The organism is Micrococcus sp. TA1 (assembly GCF_014199555.1).
Lineage (GTDB): Bacteria > Actinomycetota > Actinomycetes > Actinomycetales > Micrococcaceae > Citricoccus.
This window is the reverse complement of record NZ_JACHNW010000001.1, coordinates 1,488,696-1,504,615: the sequence shown is the minus strand read 5'-3', so window position 1 is coordinate 1,504,615 and position 15,920 is coordinate 1,488,696. Positions and strand designations below refer to the sequence as shown.

Sequence of the window (15,920 nt, the reverse complement as noted above, 5' to 3'; positions counted from 1 at the left end):
ACGTTTCTTGTGACCGGAGCAGGGTGACGTTCCGTCTCCGGTCGACCTCAGTGTGGTGCGAGAGTGCCGGTGACGGCGTGGCCTATTTCAGGAAGTAGACGATGGCGAAGAGTGCGATCCAGACGACATCGACGAAGTGCCAGTAGTAGGACACCACGATGGCCGAGGTGGCCTCGTGGTGACCGAAGCGCTTGGCCAGGTAGGCGCGTCCGATGATGAACAAGAACGCGATCAGCCCGCCGGTCACGTGGAGGGCGTGGAAACCGGTGGTGATGTAGAAGGCCGAACCGTAGGCGCTGGCGTCGATGGTGACCCCGTGGGAAACGAGCACGGCGTACTCGTAGGCCTGGACGGACACGAAGATGGCGCCCATGATGAAGGTCAGGATGAACCACTCGACCATGCCCCAGCGCTTGAGCGAGAGGAGCCCACCGGTGCGGTGCGGCTGCAGGCGCTCGGCCGCGAACACGCCGGCCTGGGCCGTGAAGGAACTGGCCACCAGGATCAGGGTGTTCACGAACGCGAGGGGCACGTTCAGCGTGGCGGTGTTCTCGGCCCACAGCTCGGGAGATGTCGAGCGCAGGGTGAAGTACATGGCAAAGAGGCCACCGAAGAACATGAGCTCGCTGGAGAGCCAGACCATGGTGCCTACTTGCACCATATTGGGTCGGCTGGGGAGCCCTGTCGCGGGCCTGGGGAGGGCATGGGTTGCAGTCGTCACCCGCCCATTATGGCCCTAAAACGTCTCACGGCTCCAATGCGACGAACGTGTCGGCGTTTCCCTCTGTTCCCGGTTCCGCGCTGTTCGCACGCGATTCCACGGCTACGCCCAGGCTTCGTACAGGTTCGCAGGTCACGGACGTTCCGGCCAGGGCGGGTGCGCCGGGACCCGACCGGCGGCCCGGCCGCCGGGGCGAGGCGCCCGCGAGGCGGTGCCGGGGCAACAGTGTGTCGCCGATCCCGGTGCAGGTGGGGGCCGGGACTAGCATGAGCCCGTGAGCACTCCGACTGAATCCCTGTCCTGGCCGTTCATCTTCAGCCTGCTGCTGGGCCGGAGAGACCTGACCACGGACCAGGCGATGTGGGCGATGCGGGAGATCATGTCCGGCAATGCCACGGACGCCCAGATCGCCGGCTTCCTGGTGGCACTCTCCGCCAAGGGCGAGACGGTCGACGAGCTGCTCGGCCTCACCCAGGTCATGCTGGACAACGCCGTGCACCTGAACGTCCCGGGGGAGACCCTCGACATCGTGGGCACCGGCGGGGACAAGCTCGGCACCGTCAACCTCTCCACCATGTCCTCCCTCGTGGCAGTGGGCGCGGGCGCCACGGTGGTCAAGCACGGCAACCGGGGGGCGTCCTCCACCGCGGGTGCGGCGGACGTGATCGAGGCGCTGGGCGTGGACCTGAACCTGCCCGTGGAGAAGGTCGTTGAGTGCGCGATGAAGGCGGGCATCACCTTCCTGTTCGCCCAGGGATACCACCCGTCCATGAAGTACGTGGCGCCCGCGCGCAAGCAACTCGGCGTGCCGACCGTCTTCAACTACCTCGGCCCGCTGACCAACCCCTCCGGGGTCCGGTCCCAGGCACTGGGCTGCGCCAGTGCCCGGATGGCCCCGCTGCTGGCGGGGGTGCTGGCGGATCGAGGCGTGCGCAGCCTGGTCTTCCGCGGCAGCGACGGGCGGGACAAGATCACGACGTCGGGTCCCACCGCGATCTACGAGGTGCGGGACGGCGCGGTGGAGGAGTACGAACTCCACCCCGAGGAGTTCGGGATCCCGCTGGCGCCCGTGGAGGCCCTGGCCGGCCGGGACGGGGCGTACAACGCCGGGATCGTCCGGGACCTGCTGGCCGGGCGCAAGGGACCGGTGCGGGACGCGGTGGTCCTCAATGCGGCGGCGGGACTCACCGCCTTCGACACGCGTGCCGATGGTCACCTGTTCGACCGGATCCGGGCCAACATGGACCGCGCCGTGGAGTCCATCGACTCCGGCGCGGCCCAGTCCGTGCTGGACACCTGGGTGGCGGTCTCCAACGCCTGAGGGGCTCCCCGGAGGGACGACCCGGGAGTCTCCCGCAGGGTCAGCGCTCGATGTTCTCGAACCCGAGCGCGAAGCCCTCTTCGAGGTCGTGCTGGGAGTAGGCACGGAACGCGAGCATGGTCTCGGTGTCCCGGACGCCCTCGACCTTGGACAGGTGGTCGGCGATGACGTCGGCCAGGTCGTCGAACTGGCGCAGGCGGACCATGGCGATGAGGTCCCAGTTGCCCGTCACGGAGTACACGGCCGTCACACCCTCCAGGTCCGCCAGCTCGGTGGCGCATTCCGGAATGCGGGTGGGGTCGGTCTTGATCATGACGAATGCGGTCACCATCACGGTTCCTCCTGGATCGGTCGGTTGGAGGCCGCACTGCTCCGCGACCCCCGACTCATCCTAGGACCGCGCGCGGCGGCCGGGCCGCAGCAGGAGCGTCGTGACGAGCCGGCGCCCGAGCAGGAGGACGCCGAGCACCAGTGCGGTCACCAGCTGGAAGGAGGGGGCCGCCGTGTCCCCGAACAGGACGCGCAGCAGCAGACCGCCCGCCACGGTGACCAGCCACACCACGACGCCGGCCGGCCATAGTCGGGCCCACTGACGGCGGGTGGCCAGGGTGATGAGGGCCCAGGCGATGAGGAACGGCAGGGCGGTCCACAGGATCCCCGCTGGATCCATTCCGGATGCATGGGTCCTGCGGCCCAGGGTGGCGAAGAGGATGATCAGCAGGACGTCCACCCCGAGGGCGAGCCCCGGCCACCACGCGGACCGGGCCGGTGCGGTGGGGGAGGAAGCGGAGGTCTGAGCGTCTCGGGCCATCCCTCGATCGTAGGCGACGACCGAGAACCGCCTTTGAACAAACCCAGAGCGTTGTTGTTACGAGAACAAACCTCTAGGATTGTGCACATGTTCGTGATGACGATGGACCAACGGGGGTCGAGTTCCGGCCCGGACCGGGTGGCCGGGCTGGTGGACGGGCTGAACGCGGAGGGGCCTGAGCCGGGGATCGTGCGTCCCTTCCAGCGTACGGCCGGTGACGAGGTGCAGGGGCTGCTGGACCGGGCCGACGTCGTGGTCGGCATCGCCCTGTCGGCGGCACGCTCCGGGCACTGGAGTGTCGGGATCGGCGTGGGGCCGGTACGGGAACCCATGCCGCGGGAGACCCGGGCCGGAGCCGGACCCGCCTTCGAGAACGCCCGCGAGGCCGTCGAACGGGCCAAGCACTCCCCGGGCCACGTGGCGGTGTCGGCGCCCGTGTCCCGCCCCGCAGTGGCCGGGGCAGCGATGGAGGACGCGGACCCGGCGGGACTGCTCGAGGCCGTGGAGGCCGGACTGCAGCTGCTGGCCGAGCTGGAGTACCGGCGCAGCGAGGAGGGACAGGACGCCGGACGGCTGGTGGACGACGGACTGACGCAGCGCGAGGCGGCCGAACGGCTGGGCATCACCCAGCAGGCTGTGAGTTCGAGACTGCGCTCGGGTCTGTGGCATGAGACCCGCCGCCTCGCCTCCGTCGCGGCGGCCCAACTGGAGGGGCTGGACGGGCGGCTGGCCGCCGGAGGCTCAGCGCCGGGGGGCCTCCGGTGAGTGGGTTCTCCGTCGCGTCCCTCGTCCTGCTCGTGATCGCCGGGATCCTGGCCGTGCCGCAGTACTTCACCCGCACGCGCGGCACGGCGGGCAGCCCCCACCGGGTCCTCTACGCCACGGCCCTGGTCCAGCTGGTCCTGTTGGGGATCTCCGCCGTGACCGCCCTGCTCTCCGGCGGCGGGGCGGGGTGGGCCGTGGCCGCTCCACTGGCCGTGCTAGCCGCCACCCTGGGCGGTGGGTCTCCCACCACGGCGATCCTGCAGATCTCCTTCAACGCCTCCCACCCGGAGCACCAGCCCATGCTGACCGGCAAGGACGGGGAACCGGTGTTCAACGAGGAGGTGGACGCCCAGCCGGTGCTGCGCGGTGGCGCGTGGATCGGCGTCCTGGAGCGCCTGGCCGTCTCCTCCACCCTGTTGATGGGCTGGCCGGAGGGGCTGGCCATCATCCTGGCCGTCAAGGCCCTGGGGCGGTACTCGGAACTGGGCAAGTCCGGTGCCGCCGAGCGGTTCATCCTGGGTACCTTCGCCAGCCAGCTCTGGGCGTGCGCGTGCGTGGGCGTGGCCGTCCTGCTGCGCTGAGGACTGGCGTCACCGCGGCGCCGGTCACACGCAGAACTCGTTGCCCTCGGGATCCGCCAGTACCGTCCAGCCGAACGGGCCCTGCCGTCCGGACCCGATCCGGGTAGCACCCAGAGCGACGAGTCGCTCCACCTCGGCAGCCCTGCGGTCGTCGTCGGCCCCGGGTTCGCGCAGGTCCCAGTGGACGCGGTTCTTCACGGTCTTGGTCTCGGGCACCGGCTGGAACAGGATCCGCGGCCGGTCCTGGGCGCCGGTCATGCCCGGAGGCGGGCCGATCGCCGCGCCGGCCACCCAGACCAGCCGACCGTGGTGGGTGGTGGTCTCGTCCTCGGTGGCATGGCCCTCGGCGACCATCCGCCGGATGAAGTCCTCGTCCTGGACCTCGACCTCCCAGCGCAGGGCCTCGGCCCACCAGTCGGCCAGTTCGTGGGGGCGGGCGCAGTCGACGCAGATCTGCAGTCCGTAGGCGGGGGAGCGTTCGGTCATGCACCCACGGTAGGGGCCGTCGACGCCTGCCCTGAAGGGCTGCGCTGCTGCCGTCCCCACCACGGGGTCACGCGGGTGCAGGTCCCGCCCGGCCGGGCCGGGGGACTCATCTGCGCCGCCGGCGTCGTCCGCTGAAGGCCAGGTATCCACCCAGCAGGCCTGCGGCACCGGCCGAGGCGGCGGCCACGGGGCCGCGCAGCGCGGCGGTGCGTCCGGTGCCGGAGGTGGCCACGATGCCACCGGCGACGTGGATGAAGGACGCGGCCAGCAGGCCGGCGACGATCCGGTTGCCGGCGAGCTGGCTGTGCGTGCGCTGGTGCTCGAGCTCCTCGGGTCCCAGGGTCAGCTGGGGTCCGCCCCGTTCGACCAGGTCGACCAGGCTCTGCAGCAACCGCGGCGCGTCCTCACCCGCCTGGCGCACGTCGTCGACCACCTCTCCCAGGCGGCGGCGGAGGGCGTCGAGGGAGTAGCGCTGCAGGACGAGCCGCCGGGTGAACGGGGCCAGGACGACGGCGAGATGGAAGTCCGGGTCGAGCCGGCGCCCCAGCCCCTCGGCCATGACCAGCATCTTGAACAGCATCGCCAGGTCGTTCGGCAGGTGCAACCGGTGCCGGCGCAGCATCCTCAGGACGTCGTTGATCAGCGCGGACACGGGGAGATCGGAGATGGAGTGGCCGCTGAAACGCTCGATCAGCGCCCCGGCGTCCTCCTTCAGTGCGGCCCGGTCGACCCTCTCCGGTGACCGGTTCAGCCGCAGCAGCGCGGAGGTCGCCCGGGACGGGTCCCCCCGGACGATCGCGACCAGGATGTCGCCGAGGGTCTCCTTCAGCTCGTCGTCGATCGTGCCCACCATGCCGAAGTCGATGATGCCGAGCGTGCCGTCCTCCTCGACGAAGAAGTTGCCCGGGTGCGGGTCCGCGTGGAAGACGCCGTGCTCGAACACCATCCGGCACAACACGCCGGTGGCCCGCTCGGCCAGCTCGGACCGGTCGATCCCGGCGGCGGAGATCGCCTCCACGTCGTGGATCTTGATGCCGCGGATCCGTTCCAGCGTGAGCACGCGGGACGAGGTGGTCTCCCAGTGCACCACCGGGATGTGCACCGCCGGGTCGTCGGCGAAGTTCCGCGCGAACTGCTCGGCATTGCGTCCCTCGCGGAGGTAGTCCAGCTCATGGTGGAGGGTCTCGGAGAACTCGCGGACGAGGCCGAGGACGTCGTGGTCCCGGGCGAAGTCCCAGCGCCGGGTCGCCTGCTGGGCCAGGTTCTCCAGGATGTCCAGGTCCTGGTTCACGGTCTCCACCACCCCGGGGCGGCGCACCTTGACGACGACCTCCACGCCGTCGAGGGTGGCGGCGTGGGCCTGTCCGATGGAGGCGCTGGCCAGCGGCTTCCTCTCGAAGCCGTCGAAGACGGAGGTCGATCCCAGTTCCTCGGTCAGGACGGCCATGACGTCGGCGGCGGGGATCGGACCGACCTGGTCCTGCAGCCTCGACAACTCCCGGACGTAGGGCGGTGGCAGCAGGTCCGGTCGCGTCGAGAGGATCTGCCCCATCTTGACGAAGGTCGGCCCCAGTTCCTCCAGGGCCATCCGGACATGCTCGGGCCGGGAGTACGCCTGGCCCGATGCGTGCCGCGGGATGCGGTGGAACGGGAAGCGGCCGGAGAGACCGAGCGCGCTGACCACGAACCCGAATCCGTGGACGGAGAAGACCTCGGCGATCTCCCGGTAGCGTTCGGCCCTGGAACCCATGATCGTGCACCTCCTGTCGGGGTCGAGTCTGGCACAGTCGCCCCGGGATGCTGTCCGTGCCGTGCCGGCCGGGGATACCCTGCTTCCATGTCCTCCGCTGGCGCCCTGGAGCGGGTGGCGGGGCTGGTCCCCGGAGTCGGGGTCGCCGCGCGCTACCAGCGTCGCTGGCTCTGGGCCGACGCGCGCGCGGCACTGGTCCTGACGGCCGTGCTCATCCCCGTGGGGATGGGGTATGCCCAGGCCTCGGGGCTGCCGGCGTACACCGGCCTCTACGCCACCATCGTGCCGATGCTCGCCTACGCCGTGTTCGGCCCGTCGCGGATCCTGGTCCTGGCCCCGGACTCGGCGCTGGCGCCGATCCTGCTGGTGACCATCACGCCGCTGGCGGCCGGGGACGGGGCCCGCGCCGTCGCGCTGGCGGGGCTGCTCTCCATCATGGTCGGGGTGCTGCTGGTGCTCGGCGGCGTCCTGCGGCTCGGGTTCGTCACCGACCTGCTGTCCGTGCCCATCCGGACGGGGTTCCTGAACGCGCTGGCACTGCTGGTGCTGGCCTCGCAGCTGCCGGGGCTGGTCGGCATCGACGTCGACGCCGCCGACCCGCTCGGCCAGGTCACCGGGACGGTGGCGGGCATCGCGGCCGGTGCGGCCTCGCCGCTGGCCGCGGCGCTGGGCGTCGGCACGCTGACGGTCATCCTGGGGTTCCGGCTGCTGCCGGTCGCCAAGGTGACGGGGACGATCGTCGCCGTGGTCGCCGCCGTCGGGATCACCGTCCTGTTCGGCCTGCAGGACCGGGTGCCCGTGGTGGGGGAGATCCCCCGGGGCCTGCCCGCGCCCGCCCTGGGCGGGCTGGGATGGCCCGACGTCGGCGCCCTGGCCTGGCCCGCGGTCGGCGTGGCACTCATCGCCTTCGCGGACTCCATCGCCCTGTCCCGGGCCTACTCCGCCCGTCAGCAGGAGGACGTCGGGGGCAACCAGGAGATGGCGGGGCTGGGCCTGGCCAACATCGCCGGCGGGTTGTTCGGGGGTTTCGCGGTCTCGGCCTCCGGGTCGCGGACGCCGGTGGCCGAGCAGTCCGGGGCCAGGACCCAGTTGGCCCATGTCCTCAGCGCGCTGCTGATCATGGCGTTCATGCTGCTGGCTCCCGGGGCGACCCGGTACCTGCCGGAGGCCGTCCTGGCCGCGGTGGTCATGGTGGCCGCCCTGAGCCTGCTGGACGTGGGGCGGTACCTGAGGCTGTGGCGCATGGACCGGGTGGACGCCGCGCTGTCCACGGCCACGCTGCTGGGCGTGTTCCTGGTCGGCGTGCTGGAGGGCCTCGGACTGGCGATCGGGCTGGCGTTCGTGGCCTTCGTGGTGCGGGCCTGGCGGCCCTACCGCACGGAGCTCGGCCTGGTGGCGGGGCTGCGCGGATACCACGACCTGCGCCGTCACCCCGAGGCGACCCGGGTCCCGGGCATCCTGATCCTGCGCTTCGACGCCCCGTTGTTCTTCGTCAACGCCGGGCTGTTCAACCAGTGGGTGCGCCGTTGCGTGCGCCGCGTGGTGCGCCAGGTCAGGGCGGCGGGCGGGACGCCGCCCACCACGCTGGTGCTGGCGGCCGAACCCATCACGGACGTGGACACCACGGCGGCCGAGGAACTGGCGGACCTGGATGACTGGCTGGCCGGGCAGGGCGTCACCCTGCTGCTCGCCGAACTGAAGGGCCCGGTCAAGGACTCCCTCGCGCGATACGGGATGGCCGGACGCTTCGGTCCGGAGCGATTCCCCCCGACCGTCGGGGCGGCCGTTGACGCGGTGACCGGGCGGCTGCGTCAGGACATCGACGAGACGCCGGAGGAGCGAACGGACCTGCGCGGCGAGTCCTGGTGAACCGGACAGAACCTGGGTGAGCCGGGGTGAACCGGGATGGAGGTCTCGCCGTGCGCGGATGACCCGCGTACCGTGGGGCCGCATGGGCATCCAGCGGCTGGAGAATGTCGGCATCGTGGTCGAGGACCTGACCGCCGTGAGGGACTTCTTCGTGGCCCTGGGCCTGTCGGTGGAGGGGGAGGCCTCGGTCGAGGGAGACTGGGTGGACCGCACCGTGGGGCTGGAGGACGTCCGCTCGGACATCGTCATGCTCGTCACGCCCGACGGCCACGGCCGGCTGGAATTGCAGCACTACCGGCACCCGGCGGCCCGGGACGCCGCTCGTGACGCCCCGCCGAACACGCACGGACTGCACCGCGTGGCGTTCGGCGTGGACGATGTCGACGCGGCCGTGCGCACGGCGGTCGACGGGGGAGCGCGGTTGCTCGGTGACATCGTGCGCTACGAGGACGCCTACCGGATCTGTTACCTGCGCGGGCCGGAGGGGATCATCGTCATGCTGGCCGAGCGGCTGGGCTGAGCCGTGGCGGACGACCTGCTGGAGGCCAGTGCCGTCGAGCTCACCCGGATGATCCGTGCCCGCGAGGTCTCGTCCCGCGAGCTGGTGGAGGCCCATCTGCGGCGCATCGACCAGGTCACCCCGGTCATCAACGCCGTCGTCACCCTCGACCCCGAGGGCGCGATGGTGGCCGCGCGCCGGGCCGACGAGGTCACCGCCGCCGGTGGGGAGCTCGGCGTGTTGCACGGGGTGCCGATGACCCACAAGGACACCCACCGCACGCGGGGCATGCGCACCACCCAGGGGTCGACGGTCTTCCGGGACCAGGTCCCGCACCAGGACGACCTGGTCGTCCAGCGGCTGCGGGCGGCCGGCGTCGTGACCACCGGGAAGAACAACGTGCCGGAGTTCGCGGCGGGTTCCCACACCTTCAACGACGTCTTCGGGACCACGACCAACCCGTATGCGCCCGATCGCAGTGCGGGCGGGTCCAGCGGGGGACTGGGAGCGGCCCTGGCCGCCCGGATCCAACCGCTGGGGGACGGCAGCGACATGGGCGGGTCCCTCCGCATCCCCGCCTCGTTCTGCAACGTGGTCGGTTTCCGCCCGTCCTACGGGGTGATCCCCGCCCCCTCGCCGCTGGACGCGTGGCAGTGGCTCGGCCGCATCGGTCCGATGGCACGCACCGTCCAGGACATCGCCCTGTTCATGACCGCCGTGGCAGGGCCCGTCGACGAGCTGCCGCTGGCCGCGCCGTTGACGGGGGACTCATTCGCCGGCCTGCTGCCGGAGCCCGCCGGTGGGGACGACGGCGGCCTGGCGGGGGTGCGCATCGGCTACTCGCCGGACTTCGGGCTGGGCATCCCGGTCGAGCGCCCGGTGCGGGAGGTGCTGGAGGCACAGCTGGGCGTGTTCGAGGACCTCGGGGCCGTCGTCGAGGAGGCGACGATCGACCTGCGGGAGGCCGACCGGGTGTTCGACGCGACGCGGGCGATGCACTTCGCCGCCCACCTGGGTGACGTGGTGCGGGCGCACCCCCAGGAGGTGAAGCCGGAGGTCGTCTGGAACGTGGAGCGGGGTTGGGAGCTCACGGCCGGGGACTGGATCGCCGTCACCGCGGCCCGGACGAGGCTGCAGCGGCGGGTGCGGGAGTTCTTCGGCCGGTACGACCTCTTCCTCAGCCCCACGGCGCAGGTGGTCCCCTTCGACGCGACCCTGCGTTATCCGGCCGAGGTGGCGGGCGTGCCCTCCCGGACGTACCTGGACTGGATGCGATCGGCCTGCGTCATCTCCGCGACGGGACTGCCGGCACTCAGCGTTCCCGCCGGGTTCACGCCGGAGGGCCTGCCGGCGGGGTGGCAACTGGTGGCCGACCACTACGACGACGTCCGCCTGCTGCGCTGGGCCGGGGCCTACGAGAGGGCCACCGGGTTCGCCGGCCGCCCGCCCGCGCTGTCGTCCTCGCATCGTCCGTGAGGGACAGGCGGTGCTTGGCCCGCCGGCGCCGGTGCACGATGCGCACCCGCACGCGGGACGGCGTGAGCGCGGTGACCGTCGCGGGCACCCCGGACGCTTCGGCTGCCCTCGACGGCATCGGCCGGGCCGGGTTCGCGTGCCACCACTGGCCGTCCGGGACCTGCTCCCCCTTCATCAGGAACGCGTCGGTGTCGATGAGGGTGTTCCGCCCCAGGTGGGTGCCGTAGTGGACGAACGCCTTGGGGGCGAGGGTCACGCCGTCCTCGACCACGATCACGTCCGACTTGAACGTCCCGTCCTCGAGTGAGTGCCCCTGCAGGATGCTGCCGAGGTTGAGGGTGCAGTAGTCCCCGATGGTGACCAGGGACCGCTCGACGAGGTTGCTGCCGTCATCGAACAGCTGCCGGCCGATCCTGGCTCCGTGCAGCCGCAACAGCCACGCCTTGAAGGGCGTGCCGTTGACCAGGCCGGCGGCCGCGTCGGACTGGAGTTTCCAGAACCGTTCGTGCCGCCAGAAATAGGGGTTGTAGATGGAGCAGTACTGGGGCTGCATGCTCCGGAAGCCCATGGTGGCCTGCTCCAGCACGGCGAAGTAGACCGCCGAGAACAGGGGCAGCAGGAACATGACCAGCGCCATGGGCCAGGAGCCGAAGTCCTGGTGCATGTCGATGGCCCACAGGGACAGGGTGGCGGCCAGCACGCCGATGAACCAGCGGGTCAGCAGCCGCAGCACGATGGTCATGGTGTTGTAGCGCAGCTTGGCCTGGAGCAACCGGTCGTGCTCGGGCCCCTCCTTCAGGTCGTCGAACGCGGCGTCGCGCATCACGCTGCGGGGGATCTCGAAGGCCGGGGAACCCAGCAGGCCGACGTCGTGGCGCATCGCGCCGGAGACCGGGACGAGCACCTTGGTGGCGAGCAGGACGTTGTCACCGATCCTCGCCCGGGGCGTGACGAGGACGTCGTTGCCGAAGAAGCTGTGGGCGCCGACCTCCGTGGGACCCACCCGGAAGGCCGTGCTCGAGTACTCGGCGTTCATGAAGATGATGCCGTCCGAGACCATGGTGCCCGTGCCCAGCCGGACCAGGTAGGGGATGTCGTGCCGGGTGAACATGCCGAAGTTGGTGCCGGTCTGGATGACCGGCTTCATCCGGTAGCCCAGCAACGAGAGATAACCGGTGATGTAGTTGCTGTCGCCGAACAACTGGCCGAAGCGCGCGTTGGTCATCCGCATCACCATGCGCATCGCCACGTATCCCAGCCCGTAGAGCGGGTAGACCCGGCCGGGTACGACCAGCCGGTTGACCAGGCGTGGCACCGTGAAGACCCACACCAGGCCGGTGGTGATGCCCACGGGGATGAGGACCAGCGTGATCCCCAGGGCGAGGAGGTTGTAGGGCCAGGCGGTCCAGGGGAGCTGCTGCACTCCCATCAGCGGGCCGCCGATGACCGGGAAGGCGTGGATGAGGGCCCAGGTGATCGTGAACAGCGGGGCGGCCAGCAGCACCGGCGTCAGGATGACCCAGAGGCCGAACACGACGCCGCGCCAGGGCCGCGGGGCGACGTCCGGCACGGTGCGGTGATCGTCACCGCCGGGCACGGCAGGCGTGCCGTGCCAGCTCTCGCCGGCGGGAATGCGCTGGCCGGGAGCCAGGCTCGAGGAGTGGGCCAGCTGCGCGTCCTGACCGACCACGGTGTCGATGTCGAGGACGCCGTGACCGCCCACGAAGGCCCGGTCGCGGACGGTCACCGGCCCGCTGCGGATCACTCCCGAGTCCACGCGATAGCAGTTGAGCATGGTGCCGGGGCAGATCACGACGTTGCTGCCGATCGTGAGCAGGTCGGGGAACGCGGGGATGGTGTTGCCGTGGATGATCGTGTTCCTGCCGACCCTGGCCCCCAGCAGGCGGAGGTACCAGATGAAGACCGGCGTCCCGGCGGCGAGCCTGGCCGGACTCAGGCCCAGCAGCCAGCGCACCACCCAGTAGTGGTAATAGCCCGCACCCCAGACGGGGATCCGCTGCACCCTGGTCCGGCCCACCAGCAGCCACTTCGCCACCACGGGCAGGATCGAGAGGAACACGAGCATGGCGGAGGCCATGCCGAGGGAGCGGGCCAGGGCGTGCCACCCGTCCGGGGCCGCGGTCAGCCAGTCGAAGAGCAGGATGAAGACGAACGCGGACAGGCTGGTCAGTGCCATGAAGGTCAGGGCCTGGGCCGCCCCGATCGCCGCGTACCGTGCCCTGCCCACCCGGTGGGCCGGTGGCGGAGCCGCGATGGTGGCTCCGGCCGGCAAGGCTCCGGTCCCCGCGGACGCGGTGGAGTCCACGAGCGCGGAGGCCAGGTCGCGAATGGTCGGGTGCCGGTAGACGTCCTGCATGACCGGGTGGCCCAGCCCCGGGTGCTCCCGGACGCGAGCGCAGAACCGGGCCATCACCAGGGAGTCGCCACCCAGGTCGTCGAAGAAGTGCGAGGTGACCCCGACTCTCTCCATGCGCAGGACCTCGGCCAGGAGCCGGGCGAGCTCGTGTTCGACGGGCCCCTCGGGGTCCACCGTCACCGTCGTCGCGCCCAGCCGGTCGGCCGGACCGGGCGGGGGGAGCCGCTTGCGGTCGACCTTGTCCGAGGGGAGCATGGGCATCTTCTCGAGTTCGATGAGGTACGAGGGCACCATGTACCCCGGCAGCCGGTCGCGCAGCAGTCCCTGCACCTGCAGGGGCTCCACGGCCGAGTCCCCGCGCCGGCAGTAGTAGGCGGCCAGTTCCACGACGTCGGGCTCCGGCCGGTGCGGTTCGACGACCGCCGTGGCGATCCCGGGGTACTGCATCAGGACCGACTCGATCTCGGTCAGTTCGATGCGGTACCCGCGGATCTTGACCTGGAGGTCGATGCGGCCCAGGTACTCGATGTTCCCGTCCTCGTCGATCCGTCCCAGGTCACCGGTGCGGTACAGCCTGCCGGAGGGATTGTTGGCCAGGCCGAGGCTGTCCTGGATGAACGCCTTGGCGGTGAGGTCGGGACGGTGGACGTAACCGGGGGACAGGGCGACGCCGCCGACGCAGATCTCACCTACCCCGCCCCGGGTGACCACCCGGTCGGACTGGGGATCCAGGAGCACCACCGAGTAGGTGGGCAGCGGGACCCCGATAGTCACGCGGTGGTCGGGGTCGAGGGGCGTCCACGTGGCCGTGACGGTGGCCTCGGTGGGCCCGTAGACGTTCAGGAAGCGCCGGTCGGGGCGATACCAGCGGGTGATGAGGTCCTGGGGGCAGGCCTCGCCCGAGACGAGCAGGAACCTCAGCCCGGGCAGGTCGTCCTCCAGGGTGGCGAGCAGGGTGGGAACGCAGCACAGGGCGGTGATCCTCCGGGACTGGAGGTACTGGTGCAGTTCCTCTCCGACCAGGGCGGCGCCATACGGTTTCGGCACCAGGGTGGCGCCCGCCATCCAGGGCACCCAGATCTCCTCGACCGAGAAGTCGAACGCGATGGTCATGCCCTGGTAGATGCGGTCCCCGTCCGTGATGCCGTAGACCTCGGCCGCCACCCGCACGAAATTGCAGATGCTCGCGTGCTCGATCGCCACGCCCTTGGGCCGTCCGGTCGTCCCCGAGGTGTAGATCACGTAGGCCAGTTCATCCACGGGGAGACCGCTTTCGCCCGGATCGAGCCGGTGCGCGGGCTGCATCGCGATGGCGGCGGCCTCCGCGTCCACGGCGACGGCATCCGCGGTGACGGACTCCAGGGCCGGGAGCAGGGAGACGCAGGTGACGACGGTGCGCACGTCGGCGTCGTGGCAGATGTACGCGATGCGGTCCGTGGGGAACCCCGGGTCGAGCGGTACGTAGGCGGCGTTCAGCTTGAGCGTGGCGAGCATGCCGGTGTAGCCATCGAGCGCATGGTCGAACAGCAACCCGACCCGGTCTCCGGACCGGACACCGCGCTGGGCCAGGTGACGAGCGAGCCGGTTGGCCCGGCAGTCCAGTTCGGCGTACGTCAGGGCTCCCTGCTCGGAGTCCACGGCCAGCCGGCCGGATTGTCCGCGGATGTCCAGGCTGTCCACCTTCTGCTCGAACAGGTGGTCCAGCCGTTCACCGGGGGACCAGCGCACCCGCTGGTCGAACCGGCTGTCGATCAACACGTCCACGTCGTGCACCGGATCGGGCATCTCCCACTCCGTTCTGATCGGATCTCAGCCGGCCACTGGCGTGGCACGCGGGTCGTCCGCGTGCCGGGACACCGCGGAGCGGAGGATCTCCAGGCCGCGGTCCAGGGTGGTCTCGTCGGTCGTGAGGGGTGCCATGACCTTGATGACCTCGTCGCGCGGGCCGCCGGCCTCGATCAGGAGGCCGTTCGCCGCGCAGGTCCGCCGCACGGCGGCGGAGACGCCCTCGTCGACCACGTCCAGGCCCTGCATCATCCCGCGGCCCTTGACCCGGGACCCCGGGATCGCTCCCGAGATCTCCTCCAGCCGTGTCCGCACCAGCTCGGAACGACGCCCGATCACCTCGGTGAACTGGGTGCCCGCCCAGAACTTGCGGATGGCCACCTCAGCCGTCACGAAGGCGTGCGCGTTGCCGCGGAAGGTGCCGTTGTGCTCCCCGGGCTTCCAGCGGTCGAGGTCCGGGCGGATCAGCAGCACGGACATGGGCAGCCCGAAACCGGAGATCGACTTGGCCAGGACCACGAGATCGGGGGCGATGCCCATGTCCTCGAAGCTGAAGAACGTCCCGGTGCGCCCGCAACCGGCCTGGCAGTCATCCACGATGAGCAGGGCACCGTGCTGGGCGGCCAGACCCGCGACGCGTCTCAGCCAGGCGGGCGAGACCTGGTTGAGGCCGCCCTCGCCCTGGACGCACTCCAGGATGATCGCTGCCGGGGCGTCGACCCCGCTCGAGGCATCGCTGAGCATGCGTTCGAGGAGCTCACTGGTGTCGATGTCGGGGCCGTGGTATCCGTCATAGGCCATCCGGGTCACGCCCTGGAGGCCCTGGCCGGACATCCGGTGGTGAGAACTTCCCGTGGCGGCCAATGAGCCGAGGCTGACCCCGTGGAAGCCGTTCGTGAACGCGATGACATTGGTCCGTCCGGTGACCTTGCGGGCCAGCTTCAGGGCGGCCTCGACGGCGTTGGTCCCGGTGGGACCCGTGAACTGCACCCTGTAGTCCATCTGCCGGGGCGCGAGGACGGCCTCGTGGAACGCGGTCAGGAAGTCGCCCTTCGCGGCCGTGTGCAGATCGAGTCCGTGGGCGATCCCGTCGCCGGCGACATAGGCCATGAGGGCGGACTTCATGTCCGGATCGTTGTGGCCGTAGTTGAGCGTCCCGGCTCCCGCCAGGAAGTCGATGAACTCTCTGCCCTCGCGGTCGTACACGAAGCTGCCCTTGGCAGTGGTGAGGACGTGGGGGAAAGAGCGGCAGTAGCTGCGAACCTGGGATTCGTGCGCAGCGAAGACATCTATGAGATGGGCCACGAGGGTTCCTTCCGAGACGGTGCGGGTGGGCCCATCCCCCCTCTTGGCACTCGAATATGCACCTCGCTGAGAACGTTGTCAACGGCTCATGAGTGGCGCTGTCTCGCTGAGATCCTGGGGGCTTGGGCGCCGTCATCCCGGTGCGGCGGACGGGATCCCGCGGGCTCCAGAGTG

The 15,920-nt window shown here is 70.7% G+C and carries 12 protein-coding genes and 1 pseudogene; 6 read left to right on the top strand and 7 right to left on the bottom strand.

The genetic code is table 11. The features are described from left to right. Positions 1-82: 82 nt before the first annotated feature. A complete protein-coding gene (locus tag GGQ69_RS06595) occupies positions 83-661 on the bottom strand; it encodes a heme-copper oxidase subunit III (RefSeq protein WP_183526151.1) in 579 nt (192 codons plus the stop codon). A 334-nt stretch (positions 662-995) separates the two neighbouring features. Between GGQ69_RS06595 and trpD the strand changes: the two genes are divergently transcribed. Further along, the gene (gene trpD, locus GGQ69_RS06590; protein ID WP_183526148.1) at positions 996-2,042 is read left to right on the top strand and encodes an anthranilate phosphoribosyltransferase; all 1,047 of its coding nucleotides are present in this window, start codon (positions 996-998) and stop codon (positions 2,040-2,042) included. A 40-nt stretch (positions 2,043-2,082) separates the two neighbouring features. Here the strand turns inward: trpD and GGQ69_RS06585 are convergent, their stop codons facing one another. Together GGQ69_RS06585 and GGQ69_RS06580 are read right to left on the bottom strand one after the other, a co-directional pair. Then, the gene (locus tag GGQ69_RS06585; protein ID WP_010142736.1) at positions 2,083-2,373 is read right to left on the bottom strand and encodes an Lrp/AsnC family transcriptional regulator; all 291 of its coding nucleotides are present in this window, start codon (positions 2,371-2,373) and stop codon (positions 2,083-2,085) included. A 60-nt stretch (positions 2,374-2,433) separates the two neighbouring features. After that, the gene (locus GGQ69_RS06580; protein ID WP_183526146.1) at positions 2,434-2,853 is read right to left on the bottom strand and encodes a DUF3054 domain-containing protein; all 420 of its coding nucleotides are present in this window, start codon (positions 2,851-2,853) and stop codon (positions 2,434-2,436) included. 87 nt (positions 2,854-2,940) lie between these two features. Here GGQ69_RS06580 and GGQ69_RS06575 point away from each other — a divergent pair, with 87 nt between their 5' ends. Both GGQ69_RS06575 and GGQ69_RS06570 read left to right on the top strand, forming a co-directional pair. Further along, positions 2,941-3,618 (top strand): sigma-70 family RNA polymerase sigma factor, encoded by a 678-nt coding sequence (locus tag GGQ69_RS06575; protein WP_183526143.1) that lies wholly within the window; start codon positions 2,941-2,943, stop codon positions 3,616-3,618. Beyond that, a complete protein-coding gene (locus GGQ69_RS06570; protein WP_183526141.1) occupies positions 3,615-4,199 on the top strand; it encodes a hypothetical protein in 585 nt (194 codons plus the stop codon). Before GGQ69_RS06575 ends, GGQ69_RS06570 begins: the two co-directional genes overlap by 4 nt. A gap of 24 nt (positions 4,200-4,223) precedes the next feature. Here GGQ69_RS06570 and GGQ69_RS06565 read toward each other — a convergent pair whose 3' ends face one another. After that, positions 4,224-4,685, bottom strand: a complete 462-nt coding sequence (locus GGQ69_RS06565; RefSeq protein WP_183526138.1) for a VOC family protein — start codon at positions 4,683-4,685, stop codon at positions 4,224-4,226. A gap of 106 nt (positions 4,686-4,791) precedes the next feature. Continuing rightward, positions 4,792-6,435: an AarF/ABC1/UbiB kinase family protein gene (locus GGQ69_RS06560; protein ID WP_183526134.1), complete on the bottom strand. Its 1,644-nt coding sequence runs from the start codon at positions 6,433-6,435 to the stop codon at positions 4,792-4,794. Positions 6,436-6,522: 87 nt separating this feature from the next. On the opposite strand from GGQ69_RS06560, the gene GGQ69_RS06555 reads away from it, so the two are divergent. From GGQ69_RS06555 to GGQ69_RS16475, 3 genes are all read left to right on the top strand, one after another. Next, a complete protein-coding gene (locus GGQ69_RS06555) occupies positions 6,523-8,304 on the top strand; it encodes a SulP family inorganic anion transporter (RefSeq protein WP_183526130.1) in 1,782 nt (593 codons plus the stop codon). 82 nt (positions 8,305-8,386) lie between these two features. Next, complete coding sequence (locus GGQ69_RS06550) at positions 8,387-8,824, top strand: VOC family protein (RefSeq protein WP_183526126.1); 438 nt, start codon at positions 8,387-8,389, stop codon at positions 8,822-8,824. A gap of 3 nt (positions 8,825-8,827) precedes the next feature. Beyond that, complete coding sequence (locus tag GGQ69_RS16475) at positions 8,828-10,279, top strand: amidase (RefSeq protein WP_370577121.1); 1,452 nt, start codon at positions 8,828-8,830, stop codon at positions 10,277-10,279. 136 nt (positions 10,280-10,415) lie between these two features. Here GGQ69_RS16475 and GGQ69_RS06545 read toward each other — a convergent pair. Together GGQ69_RS06545 and ectB are read right to left on the bottom strand one after the other, a co-directional pair. After that, a pseudogene (locus GGQ69_RS06545) lies at positions 10,416-14,441 on the bottom strand (Pls/PosA family non-ribosomal peptide synthetase); the annotation flags it as partial. Between the two features lie 24 nt (positions 14,442-14,465). Continuing rightward, on the bottom strand, positions 14,466-15,746 hold the full coding sequence (ectB, locus tag GGQ69_RS06540; protein ID WP_183526119.1) for a diaminobutyrate--2-oxoglutarate transaminase: 1,281 nt from the start codon (positions 15,744-15,746) through the stop codon (positions 14,466-14,468). Positions 15,747-15,920: the final 174 nt, after the last annotated feature.

Excerpts from the sequence above, each read along its gene's own strand:
- GGQ69_RS06595 (WP_183526151.1), bottom strand. The coding sequence starts at position 661 with ATGGTGCAAGTAGGCACCATGGTCTGGCTCTCCAGCGAGCTCATGTTC.
- GGQ69_RS06585 (WP_010142736.1), bottom strand. The coding sequence starts at position 2,373 with ATGGTGACCGCATTCGTCATGATCAAGACCGACCCCACCCGCATTCCG.
- GGQ69_RS06580 (WP_183526146.1), bottom strand. The coding sequence starts at position 2,853 with ATGGCCCGAGACGCTCAGACCTCCGCTTCCTCCCCCACCGCACCGGCC.
- GGQ69_RS06575 (WP_183526143.1), top strand. The coding sequence starts at position 2,941 with ATGTTCGTGATGACGATGGACCAACGGGGGTCGAGTTCCGGCCCGGAC.
- GGQ69_RS06565 (WP_183526138.1), bottom strand. The coding sequence starts at position 4,685 with ATGACCGAACGCTCCCCCGCCTACGGACTGCAGATCTGCGTCGACTGC.
- GGQ69_RS06560 (WP_183526134.1), bottom strand. The coding sequence starts at position 6,435 with ATGGGTTCCAGGGCCGAACGCTACCGGGAGATCGCCGAGGTCTTCTCC.
- GGQ69_RS06555 (WP_183526130.1), top strand. The coding sequence starts at position 6,523 with ATGTCCTCCGCTGGCGCCCTGGAGCGGGTGGCGGGGCTGGTCCCCGGA.
- GGQ69_RS06550 (WP_183526126.1), top strand. The coding sequence starts at position 8,387 with ATGGGCATCCAGCGGCTGGAGAATGTCGGCATCGTGGTCGAGGACCTG.